The organism is Carnimonas nigrificans ATCC BAA-78, from assembly GCF_000526695.1.
GTDB lineage: Bacteria > Pseudomonadota > Gammaproteobacteria > Pseudomonadales > Halomonadaceae > Carnimonas > Carnimonas nigrificans.
Map to the genome: position 1 here is coordinate 70582 of NZ_JAGO01000011.1, position 16180 is coordinate 86761.

The 16180-nt window shown below is 58.3% G+C and carries 14 protein-coding genes; 1 reads left to right on the forward strand and 13 read right to left on the reverse strand.

Features of this window, described 5'->3' with window-relative positions; all coding sequences use genetic code 11:
* Positions 1–69: 69 nt before the first annotated feature.
* The 11 genes from ubiB to L881_RS0104065 form a co-directional block, all read right to left on the reverse strand.
* Positions 70–1695: a ubiquinone biosynthesis regulatory protein kinase UbiB gene (gene ubiB / locus L881_RS0104015; RefSeq protein WP_025732431.1), complete on the reverse strand. Its 1626-nt coding sequence runs from the start codon at positions 1693–1695 to the stop codon at positions 70–72.
* Positions 1695–2393 (reverse strand): ubiquinone biosynthesis accessory factor UbiJ, encoded by a 699-nt coding sequence (locus L881_RS0104020; protein ID WP_342664097.1) that lies wholly within the window; start codon positions 2391–2393, stop codon positions 1695–1697. The genes ubiB and L881_RS0104020 overlap by 1 nt, the downstream gene beginning before the upstream one ends.
* Positions 2390–3136, reverse strand: coding sequence for a bifunctional demethylmenaquinone methyltransferase/2-methoxy-6-polyprenyl-1,4-benzoquinol methylase UbiE (gene ubiE / locus L881_RS0104025; protein WP_025732433.1), 747 nt, complete (start codon positions 3134–3136; stop codon positions 2390–2392). Before ubiE ends, L881_RS0104020 begins: the two co-directional genes overlap by 4 nt.
* A 358-nt stretch (positions 3137–3494) precedes the next feature.
* Positions 3495–3980, reverse strand: a complete 486-nt coding sequence (locus L881_RS0104030; RefSeq protein WP_025732434.1) for a gamma-butyrobetaine hydroxylase family protein — start codon at positions 3978–3980, stop codon at positions 3495–3497.
* A 49-nt stretch (positions 3981–4029) separates the two neighbouring features.
* Positions 4030–4206 carry an alternative ribosome rescue factor ArfA gene (arfA, locus tag L881_RS13535; RefSeq protein ID WP_084055389.1) on the reverse strand — a complete coding sequence of 59 codons (177 nt, stop codon included), beginning with the start codon at positions 4204–4206 and terminating at the stop codon, positions 4030–4032.
* A gap of 154 nt (positions 4207–4360) precedes the next feature.
* Positions 4361–5686 (reverse strand): ATP-dependent protease ATPase subunit HslU, encoded by a 1326-nt coding sequence (gene hslU / locus L881_RS0104040; RefSeq protein ID WP_025732435.1) that lies wholly within the window; start codon positions 5684–5686, stop codon positions 4361–4363.
* A gap of 4 nt (positions 5687–5690) precedes the next feature.
* Positions 5691–6212 carry an ATP-dependent protease subunit HslV gene (hslV, locus tag L881_RS0104045; protein ID WP_025732436.1) on the reverse strand — a complete coding sequence of 174 codons (522 nt, stop codon included), beginning with the start codon at positions 6210–6212 and terminating at the stop codon, positions 5691–5693.
* Between the two features lie 238 nt (positions 6213–6450).
* Positions 6451–7227, reverse strand: coding sequence for a fructosamine kinase family protein (locus L881_RS0104050; RefSeq protein ID WP_025732437.1), 777 nt, complete (start codon positions 7225–7227; stop codon positions 6451–6453).
* Positions 7228–7239: 12 nt separating this feature from the next.
* Positions 7240–8091, reverse strand: a complete 852-nt coding sequence (locus tag L881_RS13360) for an SPOR domain-containing protein (protein ID WP_025732438.1) — start codon at positions 8089–8091, stop codon at positions 7240–7242.
* On the reverse strand, positions 8091–9776 hold the full coding sequence (gene argS / locus L881_RS0104060) for an arginine--tRNA ligase (RefSeq protein ID WP_025732439.1): 1686 nt from the start codon (positions 9774–9776) through the stop codon (positions 8091–8093). Before argS ends, L881_RS13360 begins: the two co-directional genes overlap by 1 nt.
* Positions 9777–9906: 130 nt before the next feature.
* Entirely contained in the window at positions 9907–12234 is a 2328-nt protein-coding gene (locus L881_RS0104065; protein WP_025732440.1) for a primosomal protein N', read from the reverse strand.
* Positions 12235–12353: 119 nt separating this feature from the next.
* On the opposite strand from L881_RS0104065, the gene rpmE reads away from it, so the two are divergent.
* Complete coding sequence (rpmE, locus tag L881_RS0104070) at positions 12354–12569, forward strand: 50S ribosomal protein L31 (RefSeq protein ID WP_025732441.1); 216 nt, start codon at positions 12354–12356, stop codon at positions 12567–12569.
* 222 nt (positions 12570–12791) lie between these two features.
* On the opposite strand, the gene L881_RS0104075 is transcribed toward rpmE, so the two are convergent.
* Entirely contained in the window at positions 12792–13682 is an 891-nt protein-coding gene (locus L881_RS0104075) for a DUF481 domain-containing protein (protein ID WP_025732442.1), read from the reverse strand.
* Positions 13666–16179, reverse strand: coding sequence for a penicillin-binding protein 1A (locus L881_RS0104080; RefSeq protein ID WP_025732443.1), 2514 nt, complete (start codon positions 16177–16179; stop codon positions 13666–13668). Before L881_RS0104080 ends, L881_RS0104075 begins: the two co-directional genes overlap by 17 nt.
* Position 16180: the final 1 nt, after the last annotated feature.

Below are 16180 nucleotides of genomic sequence, written 5' to 3' on the forward strand. Positions count from 1 at the left end.
AAACTCTGCGTCCTTCCTCGCCTGTTTTTGCCGTACATAGCGCTAGCTCACGAGACGTTGAACAGGTTCCTAGCGCCACAAAATCAGCACAATGCCCAAAACACAGGCGGCCAGTGCTGGCCATGGCTGCTGCTCTGCCCAATGGGTGAGTGGCTGCCAGAATAATCCAGCTACCAGCAATATGCCCCCATAGCGAAGCAGCCGAGAGCGGCGTCGCGTCTGCTTAAGCCCCGTGCGAATGCTGTGCATGGCCTGGCTATTATCGTGCCGCTGGCGTACTTCTATTTCGTTCTGGCGCATCACCTGATGGGCCAGTACCGGCAGCTCAGGCATCCGATAGACAAGATCGGGCGCCTGGCGCTTGATCGACTCCCACAAACCCTTGGGGCCAGCGCGCTCTTTCATCCACTTTTCAAGATAAGGCTTGGCAGTGTGCCATAGATCAAGATCAGGGTAGAGAGTACGCCCAAGTCCTTCGATATTCAGCAACGTTTTTTGCAGCAGCACCAACTGCGGCTGCACTTCCATATGAAAACGCTGCGCCGTTTGGAAAAGCCCCAGCAGCGCCTGACCGAAGGAGATATCCTTGAGCGGCTTTTCAAGCAGCGGCTCGCATACCGAGCGTACCGCTGCCGCAAATTCATTGGCGCGCGTGCCTTCTCCGACCCAGCCTGACTCGATGTGCAGGGTCGCCACTTCATAATAGTCCTGATGGAAGAAGGCGAGGATATTGCGCGCCAAATAGTCCTGATCCTCGCGTGTCAGACTGCCCACGATGCCGCAGTCGATAGCGATATAGCGTGGCTCTTCCGGCGTCTCGGTGGAGACAAAGATATTGCCGGGGTGCATATCGGCATGAAAGAAGTTGTCGCGAAATACCTGGGTGAAGAAGATCTCAACGCCGCGCTCGGCCAGTTTCTGCAAATTGACGCCTGCGTCGCGCAGTGCATCGACATCGGCGACGGGAATGCCGTAGATGCGCTCCTGTACCATGACGCGCCTGCGTGTCAGCGGCCAATGGATCGCTGGCACATAAAGCAGCGGTGAGTGACTGAAATTGCGCTTCAACTGCGAGGTGTTGGCCGCTTCCTTGTTCAGGTCCAGCTCGTCGAAAAGGGTCGCCTGATAGTCATCGACCACTTCCAGCGGACGCAATCTGCGCAGGTCGGGAATCAGCGACAGGTAACGGGCAATGGCGCGCATTAGCGCCATGTCGCTGCGCAGCACCTTGTCGATGCCGGGGCGAATGATCTTGACGACGACTTCGCTGCCATCATGCAGGCGCGCGGCATGCACCTGAGCGATGGAGGCAGAGCCTAGTGGCGTTGAGTCGAATTCAGCGAACAGCGTCGCAACGTCGGCGCCAAGCTCCTCCTCAATGATCCTTTTGGCTTGATCTGCCGAGAAGGGCGGGACGCGATCCTGAAGCTGCTTGAGTTCCTTGGCGATATCCGAGGGCAGCAGATCCCGGCGGGTCGAAAGCATCTGGCCGAATTTAACGTAAATCGGGCCTAATGCTTCTAGCGCCAGCCTGAGTCGCTCACCGCGCGGTTTGTCGCCACGCGGGAACAGCCAGATGGGAAACAGGCGAAACAACGGCCGCGCCAGTGCTGGCAGGCGCTTGACAGGCACCAGCACATCAAGACGGAAGCGTGCGATGACCCACAGGATACGTATCAGTCGCCACAGCTTGATCACACGTACTGCCCTCCCAGCCGATCGGTAAGGTGCCGCTTGATACGCTCAAAACGCGCCTCAAGTCGATCCGTCGAGATTTCGAGCTGGGTAAGATGATGGCGCGCGCGCTCCAACTGATCCTGACCCGCCAGCCACCGTCCCTGTTCGAACGTATATTCGTGAAGATCTGCGCGCAATTGCTGGCTGCTGCGCACGCCAAAGCTGGTCAGACGACGAATGCCGGTCGCCAGTGCATGGGCCGGGCTATCTCCCAGCTTGCTGGCAAGCGCGCCTTCCCAGTCGATGTCCAGATCCATCAATAACGTCTGCACTTGCTCAAGGACATGAATATCGCCCCGCACCGCGAGGCTGCCATCAAACATCAGCTGGCGCGACGGCTTGCCGGTAATCAGCTCGGCAAGGGTCTCGGCGGACAGTTCAATCGTCGCATCCGCATCACCTTCGTTCGGTTCATCCACGCGCGACAGATTGATGCCATCGGCTCGAAACAGCGCCATGCAGCAGATATCGGGATGTTCAAGCCTGACGATAATGCGCTTGTCGGACAGACGCTCAAGCCGCCCGGGAGCAGCCGGATCGCGCGCAATAACCCGATTCAGGGTGGTTTCGATGCAGGCCAACGCCAGCGGGGCAAACAGCATCATCGGTGACTCTTCGACATAATCCATGGAGAAGCCGGTGTCATCACGGCTCAAAGCTTGACTCCGCGATGGAGCGCCACCACGCCACCGGTCATGTTGGTGTATTCGACACGCTCAAGACCGGCTGCTTCCATCATGCTCTTCAAGGTCGCCTGGTCAGGGTGCATGCGAATCGACTCTGCCAGATAACGGTAGGAGTCAGCATCGTTGGCAACCAGCTGACCCACGCGCGGCAGTACGTGGAAGGAGTACTGGTCGTACACCTTTTCGAACAGTACGTTGGTCGGCTTGGAGAATTCCAGTACCAGCAGGCGGCCGCCCGGCTTGAGTACGCGCGCCATCGAGCGCAGCGCCTTGTCCTTGTCGGTCACGTTACGCAGACCAAAGGCGATGGTGATGCAGTCGAAGGTGTTGTCGTCGAAGGGAAGCTCTTCAGCGTTTGCCTGAACGTATTCCACTTCATGCCCGACACCCGCATCAATGAGCTTGTCGCGACCGACATTGAGCATTGAAGCGTTGATATCGGCCAGCACCACACGCCCCGTCGGGCCAACACGCTTGGCAAACTGACGGGTAAGATCGCCAGTACCACCAGCGATATCGAGGACGGTATTGCCCTTGCGCACGCCGGAACGTTCCAGCGTAATGCGTTTCCAAAGGCGGTGAACGCCAAACGACATCAGGTCGTTCATCACATCGTAGCGCTTGGCGACCGAATGAAAGACGTCAGCCACACGGCCTGCCTTTTCCTCGACCGGTACATCCTGGAAGCCGAAATGAGTGGTTCGTTTGTCCATGCCGTTTTCCTATGGATTGCCAGCAGGGCCAAAAGCCTGCGGCGGTGCCTGATGGGGGACCGCAGACGAAAGGCCCATGACCACCTGGCGCACCCTAAGGTGGTCAAGTGGCGTATGAATTCGGGAGCAGCTACATAAAGGCAGCCACGAGAGCTGGCAGTTTAGCGCTGCAAGACGCTCTTGTCTTTGGTCTATACAGGTTTCTTTGCGTGCATTGGCTGGAATGGCGGTCATGGCATGACTGAGCTGCATGAAGGTAGCGCTAACCATGGCGTTATTCTGCTGCCAGAGAGGGGGAGCGAGCAGCACGTTGTCGCCGGAAGGATGCTCCTTGCACCATGTCCGCCGCCAGACGATCTCAGAGCTGCTTGATTTGAATACCCAGTGGCGCGCGCGAGGCGCCTGCGGTTTCCAGCTCCTTCAGATAATGCTGCCACCAGTCATGGCGATGAATGGCCAGCTCAAACAGGAAGGCCCAGCTATAGATGCCGCTGTTGTGCCCATCATCGAAAAACAGCTTGAGCGCATAGTTGCCCACCGGCTCGATATTCAACAGCGTGACATCACGCTTGCCCGTTTGCAGCACTGCCTGGTCAGGGCTATGGCCGCGCACTTCGGCGGAAGGTGAGAAAACGCGCAGCAACTCGACGGGCAGTGTGAAATACGCATGCTCCTGATCGTCGCGAGTGGCACTTGCCAAGGCGTCGCTGGCGCCATGTTCGGCTAACACGTCGGCGTGGTAGACAAGCTCAAGCTGGCGCTGTTCGCGGTGGTAATGAACGTGTGTTGGTACAGGTGCAGGCTGCTGGGGGGCGCTGTCGAAGCGTTCGCGAGGATCAGACATTACCGGGTGTTCCTTGCATGGATATCGTTGAAAAGGGAAGACGCCATCGTTAGGCAGCCAGAGCAATATGCAGAACGACTAGCGATGGCGCCCTTCCTTTGCGAGAGTAGGCACCCTTGCCTTTTTTCGGCTTGACGATGCGCTGTTTGAATAACGGTGTTCTCAACGCCGCCTTGAGTGCGTTGTCGTTCACTACATGTTGGGATTTACGATGTTTCTTGCCCATGCAAAGTGATCCTTTCGGTGAATTTCAGGGAGTTTATGGTACGTCCGCCGCCGCGAATGAAACAAGGGCGCAGGATGTTGGCAGAGAATAACGGTTGCCTACGAAAACGCCCTGACCATTGTCAGGGCGTTTGATGTGACAGAAGTGTTTCGGCTTAGAGAATAAAGCGCGAAAGGTCTTCATCACGGGCAAGCTCGCCAAGACGCTCGTCCACATAGGCTGCGTCAATGGTTTGCTCTTCCATTTCACCGCCTTCGAACAGTGCCTGTTCAAGCAGGCGTTCCATGACCGTATGCAGGCGGCGAGCACCGATATTTTCAGTGCCTTCATTCACCTGATAGGCAATCTCGGCGATGCGCTTGATACCATCATCAGTGAAGCTGATTTTCAGCCCATCGGTGCCCAGCAGAGAGATGTACTGCTTGGTCAGCGATGCCGAAGGCTCCTTGAGAATACGCTCGAAGTCTTCCGGCGTTAACGCATTCAGTTCAACACGGATGGGCAAACGGCCCTGCAACTCAGGGATCAGGTCCGACGGCTTCGACAGATGGAAAGCACCGGAGGCGATGAAGAGGATGTGATCGGTCTTCACCATGCCGTATTTGGTCGATACGGTGGAACCCTCGATCAGCGGCAGCAGGTCACGCTGTACGCCTTCCCGCGAAACATCTCCGCCGCTGGCGTTATTACCGCCCTTGGCTACCTTGTCGATCTCGTCGAGGAAGACGATACCGTTTTGCTCAACGGCCTCGATAGCGCGGCTTTTGAGATCATCCTCGCTGACCAGCTTGCCGGCTTCTTCATCAATCAGCAGCTTGCGTGCTTCCTTGACGGTCAGTTTGCGCGACTCGGTCTGCTGCTTGTTCATGTTGGAGAACATGTTTTGCAGCTGGCTGGCCATCTCTTCCATGCCGGGCGGGGTCATGATTTCCATGTTCTGCCCAGCAGGAGTCACGTCGATTTCGATCTCTTTGTCGTCCAGCTCGCCTTCACGCAGCTTTTTGCGAAATACCTGGCGAGTGGAGTTGTCCTTGCTGCTGCCGCTGTCGTATTCAGAGCCGCGTGCGGGGCGCAGTAGCGCGTCGAGAATGCGCTCTTCGGCCTGATCTTCGGCCTTGTTTTTTACCTCATCCTTGGCCTGATCGCGTACCAGTTTGATAGCCATCTCAACCAGGTCACGGATGATCGACTCAACATCGCGGCCCACGTAGCCCACTTCGGTGAACTTGGTCGCTTCGACCTTGAGGAAGGGCGCGCCTGCCAGTTTTGCCAAACGGCGGGCAATCTCGGTTTTACCTACCCCGGTCGGGCCGATCATCAGGATGTTTTTCGGGGTAACTTCACCGCGCAGATCATCATCCAGCTGCATGCGCCGCCAGCGGTTACGCAGCGCAATGGCAACGGCACGTTTGGCTTCTGCCTGGCCGACGATGTGCTGATCGAGAGCGTTTACGATTTCGCGAGGGGTCATTTGTGCCATAGGATCAGTCCAGCGCTTCCAGTTTGATGTTGTGGTTGGTGAATACGCAGATATCAGCCGCGATACTCAGACTCTTCTCGGTAATCTCTGCCGCTGATAGCTCGGTGTTCTCAAGCATGCCGCGCGCCGCTGCCAGCGCGAACTGGCCGCCTGAACCGATGGTGGCAATGCCGTGCTCTGGCTCCAGTACATCGCCGGTGCCGGTGATGATTAGTGAAGCTGTCTTGTCTGCCACTACGAGCATCGCTTCGAGCTTGCGCAGCGCGCGATCGGTACGCCACTCCTTGGCCAGTTCGACAGCTGCGCGAGTAAGGTTGCCGGAATTCTTGTCGAGCTGCGCTTCGAAACGTTCAAAGAGGGTGAAGGCGTCAGCGGTACCACCTGCAAATCCCGCCAGTACCTGCCCCTTGTGGAAGCGGCGAATCTTGGCCGCGTTGCCCTTCATTACAGTATTGCCTAACGATACCTGGCCATCTCCGGCCAGCGCGACCTGGCCATTACGGCGCACCGATACAATCGTGGTCATGCGGTTCTCTCATCTGCTTTGGTGGCACGCCAGGGGCTGAGCCAGCAAAGGGGTGAATGATTTGGCACTACCGCCTGCGATGACGTGCGATAAGCTGCGATAGGGCCGTGCAGTTGCGAAGCATGCTGCTTCTGCAATGCGTTACTTGAAGCTAGGTGTGGGCAGCGAAGTGGGAAATCAAGAGAGGGACATGCGGGAAGAAGGGGATGATGCCGCCAGATGGTGATGCACAAGGGCGCTAAATAAAGCGTCGCGCTATGCGTGCGGCGGCGGTGCCGTAGCTGTCGCCAAACAGCACTGCATGTACCAGCAACGGGTAGAGCTGATGGAGCGGAAGCCGCTGACGCCACTCGTCGGGGAGAGCGCGATGCTGCTCGTACCCCGTGTAGATATCCTCGATAAAGGGAGCTGAAAACACCCCGAGCATCGCCAGATCATCCAGCGGATGACCGCCGTGGGCAGCAGGATCAATCAATACAGCCTCGTCACGACTCCACAGTAGATTGCCGCTCCATAGATCACCATGAATGCGCGCGGGTGTCAGATCATCATTGAAATCACCGGCTGTAAGCCGCGCCGCCACTCGTTCGATGGTCTGGCTGTCAGCAGCGGTGATTGATCCATGATCGCGCGCCATGCGCAGGTAGGGAAGGAGGCGTGCTTCAGCAAAAAAGTCGCCCCAGCATGACCATTCACCGTAAGCCATGGGAAGAGGCGAGCCAGTGGGGCCGATAAAGCCGTGTGGCCCGGGTGCATGGGGAGGTTTGGCGCCAAAGTTTGGAGCACCGGCAGCATGGGTGGCTGCCAGCGCTGTGCCGAAGGCGCTGGCTTTGGCACGATCGGCATTCCCTGAAGTGATGCGTTCTATCTCAAGCGATGTCGCGTTATGCGCAATGACACGGGCAACCCGCGCCCCTTGCGCTGCGGCCAGCCACTCAAGCCCGGCCGCTTCTGTGGCGAACAGGGCTGGAGGTGCGTTTTGATCGCTTTTACGAAATGTATCGCTCTCCGGCATAGCGGCTGCCCATTAGCGTTGGCGCAGGGTGAGCGGCTCAATGCCGCGGGTTTTCATCAGATCACGAGCGCGTGACAGTTCGGCGGAGGTGCTGTAAGGCCCGGCCTGTACCCGATACCAGGTGGTGCCATCACCGGTTTTGACCTGTGATACTTGCGTCACCAGCCCGAGATCGCGGAACTTGCCCGCCATGGTGTCGGCATCAGAGCGACTGCGGTAGGACGCGGCCTGGAGCAGATAGCGAGCGCCGCCAAGATCGGAGGATGGCTGCTGCTGGCTATTGTTACTGCTACTGCTGGTTTCCGCAGGCTGCTGGCGGGTGCTGCTGTTATTGGCATTAGCGGCCTGGTCGCTATTCGCGCGCTTTTTGGCCGGTGCTGGCGGCGGGGTACTGATGGTGGTGTCATCGCCTTGAGGATCGGAGGGGGCAATCACCTCAGATTTCGGCAGCAGCGTATAGAATTCGAAAGAAGGCATACGATCCTTCTCTGCTTCCTGCTGCGGAGCGTTGGTACTGTTCTGGTCATCGTCCTGCTGCTCATCGCTGTCAGAGTCGCCCTGCGCATTGGCGGAACTGCCGCTGGCCTGTGACTGCTGCTGTTCTGCCGGAGGCGTGGGGCGCGTCACGATGGCGGCATCATCGCTATGATCGCTGGAGTTAGAGCCGCCCATCAGCACTTTAGTGGCGATCACACCGACCGCCAATCCAATGATGATCCACGCCCAGCCCGGAATACGCCAGCCGCTACCGGAGCGCTGAGAAGCACCACGGTGCGCGCCATTGCGCTGATTTCCACCATTGGCACGGCGCTGCTGCTGTGCCTGACTGGGACGACGCCCCTGATTGGATTGGCGTGGTGGCATTACATCTCCTCCGGAGCACCCAGGCCCAGCAGATTCAAACCGTTGAACAAGACCTGACGCACCGCCAGGCAGAGCGCCAGGCGCGCATTACGCTGAAACTCGTCGTCTGTCATTACCTTGACAGCGTTATAGAAGGAGTGGAAGTCCGACGCAAGTTCTTGCAGGTATTGCGCAATCTGGTGCGGCTCGCGGGCACTCGCCGCGCGTGCCAGCTGTTCAGGGTAGGCCGCAAGACGGTTGAGCAGATCCTTTTCGCGCTCCTCGGTGAGCTGGTCGAGATGAGCAAGGCCGATCTGTTCATCAAACGGTACCTCGTTTTCAGCGGCCCGTTTTAGCACGCTGCATAGCCGTGCGTGAGCATACTGAAGGTAGTACACCGGGTTGTCGTTGGACTGTGCCAGCGCCAGGTCGATATCGAAGGTGAGCTGTGAATCCACCTTGCGCGCCACCAGGAAGTAGCGGGTAGCGTCACGACCCACTTCGTCGATCAGATCACGCAGGGTAACGTAGCTACCGGCACGCTTGGAGAGTTTGACCTCCTTGCCATCGCGCACCACCATCGCCATCTGGTGCAGCACATATTCAGGCCAGCCCTTGGGAATGCCCGCATCCAGAGCCTGTAGCCCTGCACGTACCCGCGTCACGGTGGAGTGGTGATCGGCGCCCTGTTCATCAATAACGGTGGTGAAGCCGCGCTGCCATTTGTCCAGATGGTACGCAACATCGGGCAGGAAGTAGGTGTAGAAGCCATCGCGCTTTCTCATGACGCGATCCTTGTCATCACCGAAATCGGTGGTGCGCAGCCATAGTGCGCCGTCGGCTTCATAGGTGTGACCGTTGGCGACCAGACGTTCTACCGTTTTTTCTACCTTGCCTTCGCTGTAGAGCGATGATTCAAGGAAATAGACATCGAATTTAACGTCGAACGCTTTCAGGTCGAGATCCTGCTCGCGGCGCAAATAGGCCACGGCGAAGTCGCTGACCGCCTTGCTATCGTCAGGATCTGCCTTGGCAGTTACTTCGCGATCATCGGCGCGAACGGTAACGCCCTGCATGTAGTCGCGCGCGATCTCCTTGATGTATTCACCGCGGTAGCCATCTTCAGGCCATGCCGGATCGGAGGGTTCAAGGCCCTTGATGCGCGCCGAGACCGAACGCTCCAGATTGACGATCTGGGCACCGGCATCGTTGTAGTAGAACTCTTTGGTAACCTGATAGCCGGTGGCGTCCAGCAAGCGTGCAATACAGTCGCCCACTACGGCGCCACGCCCATGGCCTACGTGCAGCGGGCCGGTGGGATTGGCCGAAACAAATTCGATCTGTACCTTTTCGCCCTGACCGTGGTGGCTGCGGCCAAAGGTTTCCCCTTCGCTCAGCACTCGCTTGATGATTTCAGCCGCTGCCGAGGTGGCCGCGAAAAAGTTGATAAAGCCAGGGCCTTTGATCTCTACCTTCTCGACGGCGGCAGAGTCTGGCAGCGCCTTGACCAGGGCTTCGGCAATCTCGCGGGGCGGCTTGCCGGCAGGTTTCGCCAGCACCAGCGCAAGGTTGGTTGCGTAGTCGCCGTGGGACTTGTCGCGCGTAGCATCAATGCGGATATCTACTGCATGGTCGGCAGGTAGCAGCCCCTCACTCTTGAGCGTTGCGAGGGCGTGATTCAGTAGCTCAAGGAGCGTTTCTTTCATGAGAGAAAAACCATTATTGGGCTGAGTGCGCTGCCGAACCGCTATACCGGAAGGGCGCGACAAGAGGTGGAAATGCTATGAAGCTGGCTATTATGGGCCAGCGCTGCGGTGCTCTCAAGTCCTGACGGGATTAGCCCAGAGTGATGGGGTCAATGTCGATTGACCACCTGACGCGACGGGCGTCGGGGGCACTTTCAAGCCACTGGATCAGCCAGTCGGTGGCGGTGTGGAGCAAACTGCGTTTGTCGCTTTGCAGCATCAGTTGCGCGTGATAGCGATTCTGGCGGCGCTCCATGGGGGCTGGCACCGGCCCCAGACAATCCACGGCGAGGGATTGATGCCCCAGCCACTGGCGAAGTTGCTGGCTGGCTTCTGAGAGCAGGGTTTCGACCACTGTCTGCTGGGCACCTTCTGCGCGCAGCAAGGCGAGAAAACGGTAGGGTGGCAGCCGTGCGCTGCGGCGCTCTTCAAGTAGCTGTAGCGCCAGTGCGTCGTAGCCTTCGTTGGCAAGCAGTCGCAGGTTAGGGTCATCGGGGTGCATGGTTTGAATCAGCGCACGCCCGGGGCGAGCACCACGTCCGGCACGTCCGGCCACCTGGGTGAGTAGCTGGGCGCTCTGCTCAAGGGCTCTGAAGTCACTGCCGTAAAGACCGCCATCGGCATTGACGACGACCACCAGCGTTACGTGGGGGAAGTGGTGCCCCTTGGCCAGCATTTGGGTGCCTACCAAAATACAGGGTTCGCCGCTTCTGATATCGGCCAGCGCATCGTCCATGGCGCCCTTGCGCCGCGTGCTGTCGCGGTCGATACGCAGAATGCGCGTAGTGCTGAAGCGCGCGGCAAGCGTCTCTTCAGTACGCTCGGTGCCGCTGCCCAATGGGCGCAGATCGCCGCTGGCACAGCTAGGGCAGGCGTCGGGCAGCGGCGTTACGTGCTCGCAGTGGTGGCATACCAGCTGGGGAGGGGAGCGATGCAGGGTCATATGGGCATCGCAGTTGGGACAATCGAAGATATGGCCGCACTGATGGCAGGAAAGGGTGGGAGCAAACCCTCGCCGGTTGATAAATACCAGTACCTGATGCTGTTGCGCCAGATGTTGCTCAATGGCCTGCATGGCATCTTCCCCCAGGCCACCGCGCCGCTGTTTGACGCGAATATCGGTAAGCTCCAGGTTGGCAAAGCTGGCATTGGCTGCACGCTGGATCAGTTTCAGGTGCAGATAGCGCCCCTCCAAGGCGTGCGCCAGTGTTTCCAGAGAAGGGGTAGCACTACCCAGCACTACCGGTACCTGCTCGCGATGGGCGCGCACCAGCGCCAGATCACGGGCGTGATAGCGCAGGCTGTCCTGCTGCTTGAAGGAGGTGTCGTGCTCTTCATCAATAATGATGGCTCCCAGCTTCGCCATCGGCGTGAAGATGGCAGAACGGGTGCCAATCACGACGCGTGCACGCCCCGCACGAGCCGCTTCCCAGGCATCGAGCCGATCGCCATCGCTCACCCCTGAATGCAGCATCGCAACCGGTACGTTAAAGCGTCGCTTGAAGCGCTGTAGAGTTTGCGGCGTCAGACCAATTTCAGGCACCAGCACCAGCGCCTGCTGGCCGCGCGCAAGCACCGCTTCGATCAGTTGCAGGTAAATTTCGGTTTTGCCGCTGCCGGTAACTCCATGCAGCAGGGCGGGGGCAAAGGTGCCGAGCTGTTGGCTTAGTGCCGCCAGCGCACTTCCTTGCTCGCGATTAAGCGTAAGAGAAGGCTCCGCCAGCACTGGCCCCGTGCCAGGTTCAGCGCAGGTGAGAGGTTCTGAAGTCGCCGTAATCAGGCCCTTGCTGGTTAAGCGATCAAGCTGATCTCGGCTAAAACCGTGGGCCAGAATAGCTGAGGTGACCACGCCGCCGGGGTGCTGGCGAAGAACTTCCAGTAGCTCCGCCTGCTTGCGCGCACGCCCCATTTCAGCATCGGTAATGACGCGGCCCTTGTCGGTACAGCGCCAGCGCTCGCGAGTGCGTGCCTCCAATGGACGCCCCTGGCGTAGCAGTACTGGCATCGCTTGAGCGAAGGTGTCGCCCAGCGAATGCTGGTAGTAGCGCGCCGTGAATTGGCACAGCCATAGCCACTGTGCGGGCAGCGGCGTGCGATCAATCAGCTCCACGACCTGCTTGAGCTTGTCGCGCTGCCACTCGCTGTCAGAGGCCACTTCTGCAACGATGCCCACTACTTCGCGTTTACCGAAGGGCACCCGCACTCTGACGCCGGCTACCCAGCCCCCTTCGGGCGCTTCCTGGCCGGGCACATAGTCAAATAGCTTTCTGAGCGGTGAAGACACGGCGACGCGCAGGATGGGCGGAGTGCTGGAGAAGCTGCCGGAGGGCGTCGCTGAAGGGGCGTATGACAAGAATTGGCCTCGATACAAATGTGCTGCTAGAATATGCGGCTCTCGTCCGGTGGCAAGCCATTGCATGATCACCGCCGGTGCAGAGTATCTCTATCTTCTATTCTGTATGCGGTACCTGGCAAGGCGCGACGATCATTCCGCGCATTCAACTTGATCAGGCAGCGGCATGCTTTGCGAGGTTTCTCATGAAAGCGTCGATCCATCCCGAATACAACACTGTTTCCGCTAGCTGCTCTTGCGGTGCCAAGTTTGACGTTCACACTACGTCCAACGAAGACTTCAACCTGGACGTATGTTCCAACTGCCACCCGTTCTACACTGGCAAGCAGAAACAGGCGACCACTGGTGGTCGTGTAGAACGTTTCAACAAGCGTTTCGGCGCTGCGATGAAGCGTTCCTGATTACTGCGCTCGGGTCTTCCGAGCGGCTGTACTCAAAGCTCCGCCCTGTGCGGAGCTTTTTATTTGCCTGAAGAAAATGTGGTCACCGCCATAGACGGCTCATCCTGCCGGTTTACTCTCTCCAACTCCTTTGTATTTCGGTACCGAACTCACTGATCCCTGCATTGAGACACAGCGTGCATCCAGTCTCTCGCTATGAGTCGAGGGTAGGCAGCCAAGCACCTAGAGCGCGTATTCCAGATTGATCAGGGTAGTGGTATCGGTGGTGTATTGCGCGTTGGGGGGCGGGTTAGTGGTGTAGTTGATCAGATAGGCCAGGCGCAGGTTGAGCTTTTCGCTCATTCCCAGCTTGAGCGATGATTCGGTGCGCATGGTGACACCATTGCCTGCCGCTTCCGCAGAAGCACGCTGCTCGAAGCTTGCGGTCTCAGTGAAGGCGTAAGTGTAATCAAAGCCCAGATAGCCCAGGGCGCGGTATTTGGTCGGGCCGTATCTCAGCACATCGCGGCGTATTCCTGGCCCCATGTCGATGGACAGGTTCTGGTGCTCGCTCTTCAGTAGCTGACGTCCATAACCCCCCGCTAGCGCAAGCTGATTGGAATAACCGCTGAAACGGTCAACGGTAAGACGAAGCTGACTGAACAGATAGCTGTCATCGTTGAGGTCATAGCGCGTGCGCGCCGCACCTACGTAGTGCTCGGCGGTGGTTTCATTCTTGTTGGCCGAGTTGTAGGCGTAAGCATAAAGATTGTATGACCACGGGCGATTGTACCAATTCAGATCGGCACGGCCATTGAGAGTGTGGGTGGTGTCATTACCGCTGGCCGCCGTTAGGCCAAACTGCACGCTCCCCTTGAACAGCTCGTCGCTGTTTTGGGGCGGTACAAAGGTGGAGAAGTCGGCGATGGGCGAGTAGTTGCCGTTGTAGGTGCCGCTATTGGCACCACTGCCGGTAGGGATGTCGTAATCCCTGATGATATCGCCCCACGCCTCGCTATGAAGGCTTCCTGACAATAGCAGCAGTAGCCCGGGAGCAAGACGGGCGCGAAAAGCAGAGCGCCGGCACCTTGAAGGCCCCGGCGCTTTAGTGGCGTGATCAGAAGATCGAGTCATAGGATCCGGTTCCCTGAGAACCTGATCTGTCCTCAAGGTCAGGACTGACCGATGGCTGCTGATACCCCGGCAGGTTATCGCTGCGGAATATCTCGGGAATACCGCCCGGAGAGCCATCGCGGAGCAGTAACCCTGATTGAGGATCAATGCGGCGCGTCACGATATTGCTGGGCTGCGGTGGATTCTGGCTAGGCACACCTTGCAACGCTTGCCCCATGAACTGCATCCAAATGGGCAGGGCGGCCTGAGCACCAAATTCACGCACGCTGGTGTTGTTGTCGTTACCCACCCACACGGTCGATACCAGACCTGAGTTGAAGCCCGAGAACCAGGCATCACGACGGTCGTTGGAAGTACCTGTCTTGCCGGCCAGGTCATCACGGCCAAGCTGAAGGGCGCGACGGCCAGTACCTCGGCGAATAACATCTTTCATCATGTCCTGAATCTGGTAGATAGAGGCAGGATCGGCGATGCGTTCGGCAACGGGGTAGGTGCGGCCATCAATCTCAACACTGGTAGTACCTTCATCGCAATCGCGGCAGGCGACCGGCGGGGTCGGCTCATTCAGAATATTGTCGCGGGTATTATCACCCTGAGTGATCTTGCTGATATACCACGGCACCACCTTGAAACCGCCATTGGCAATCTCGGCGTAGCCACGCGCCATCTCAAGCGGCGTCAGCGAGGCGCTACCCAGCGCCAGCGATAGCCCGTCGGGCAGCTGGCTGCGAGAGAAGCCCATATTGACCAGCATATCGAGCGTTTTATTGATACCGGTCGAGTTCAAGGCACGAATGGTGACCAGGTTACGCGAACGGTATAGGCCAACCCGCAAACGAGTGGGGCCATTGAAGCTCATGTTGTCGTTTTCGGGGCGCCAGTTCTTGCCGCCTGCCTGCGCCTGCACGATAGGTGCGTCGTTGACCACGGTTGCAGGCGTCATGCCGCCATTTTCCAGCGCTGACAGATAGATGAACGGCTTGAATGTGGAGCCGGGCTGGCGGCGTGCCTGAGTGGCACGGTTAAAGCTTGATTTCGAGAAGCTAAAGCCGCCCTGAAGTGCACGAATCGCGCCATTATTGGGGTCAAGCACCACGATGGCCGCTTCAGCCGTAGGTACCTGCGCCAAACGCCAGCGCGTGTTGTCACCGGAACCGCGCTGCATGATGCGCACCATGTCGCCGCGTGACGCAATGCGCGAAGCCGAGCTGCTGCCGCGTGCTGCCCAGCGCAGATCGCTCCAGGCAATGGTGGCCAGCTCGCCGTTGCGTCTTAGTACACGCATCTGCTGACCCTGGCTGCTTACCACGATAGCGGGTTCGAGAGGGCCAAGTGCTGGCGTGCCACGCAATACGTTGACCCAGTTGGAAACATCTTCATCAATGCCTTCAATACGGGTTGAACTGCGCTCCGCCGCCTGATGGGCCGTTTCAGCCACTTCCGGCGATGCTGAAAGCTCTTCTTCCAGCCCACGGTGGTTGGTATCGCCCTTCGCCTGTGTCAGCGTTGGCGCGATATTTTTCTGCTCAACCCCACGCCAGCCATGGCGCTCGTCATAAGCGATCAATCCATCGACCAGTGCTGTGTGCGCTTTTTCCTGATCTTTGCTCGACAGCGTTGTAGTGATCGAATAGCCGTCGGTGTACGCCTTGTGACCAAAACGGGACACCGCGTACTGACGTGCCATTTCAGCCACATAGCGTGCTTCTACTTCATTGCGGCGGTGCGCTGAGCGGACATGGATGGGTGCCTGGATCGCTTCCTTGTACTGATTTTCATCAATGTAGCCGAGATCACGCATGCGCAGGAGGATCCAGTTACGACGGATCAGTGAGCGCTCAGGGTTGGCAATCGGGTTCAGCGTAGAAGGTGCCTTGGGCAGCCCCGCAATGGTAGCTGCTTCCGGCAGGGTCAATTTGTCGAGTGACTTGCCGAAATAGACCTCGGCGGCAGTGGCAGCGCCATACGCGCCCTGGCCCAGGTAAATCTTGTTCACATACAGCTCGAAGATCTGCTGTTTGCTCAGAATCCTCTCCATCTGTAGCGCGAGCAGAATTTCCCTGATCTTGCGCGCGAAGGTCTGGTCGAGCGTCAGCAGGTAGTTACGTGCCACCTGCATGGTGATGGTACTACCGCCCGAGCGTATTTCGCCGCTTCCAGCCAGTTCGACAGCGGCACGCGCCAGCCCTTTGGGGTCGATGCCGTTGTGATGGAAGAACTCCTGGTCTTCAGCGGAAACGAAGGCGTCCACCAGCGTAGAAGGAATCTGGTCATATTTGACGATCTTGCGCCGCTGCTCGCCATACTCACCGATCAGCTTGTGATCCTCGGTATAGATGCGCAGAGGTGTCGCCAATTGATAGTGCTGCAATCCGTTGACGTCAGGAAGGCTCGGCGAAAAGTAGATACTGACTGCGACAACAGCCAGCAGTACGGCTGCCGTAATGGATACGCACAGCCAGAACAGGTGAAAGATGCTGCGTTTAATCAACTTCATT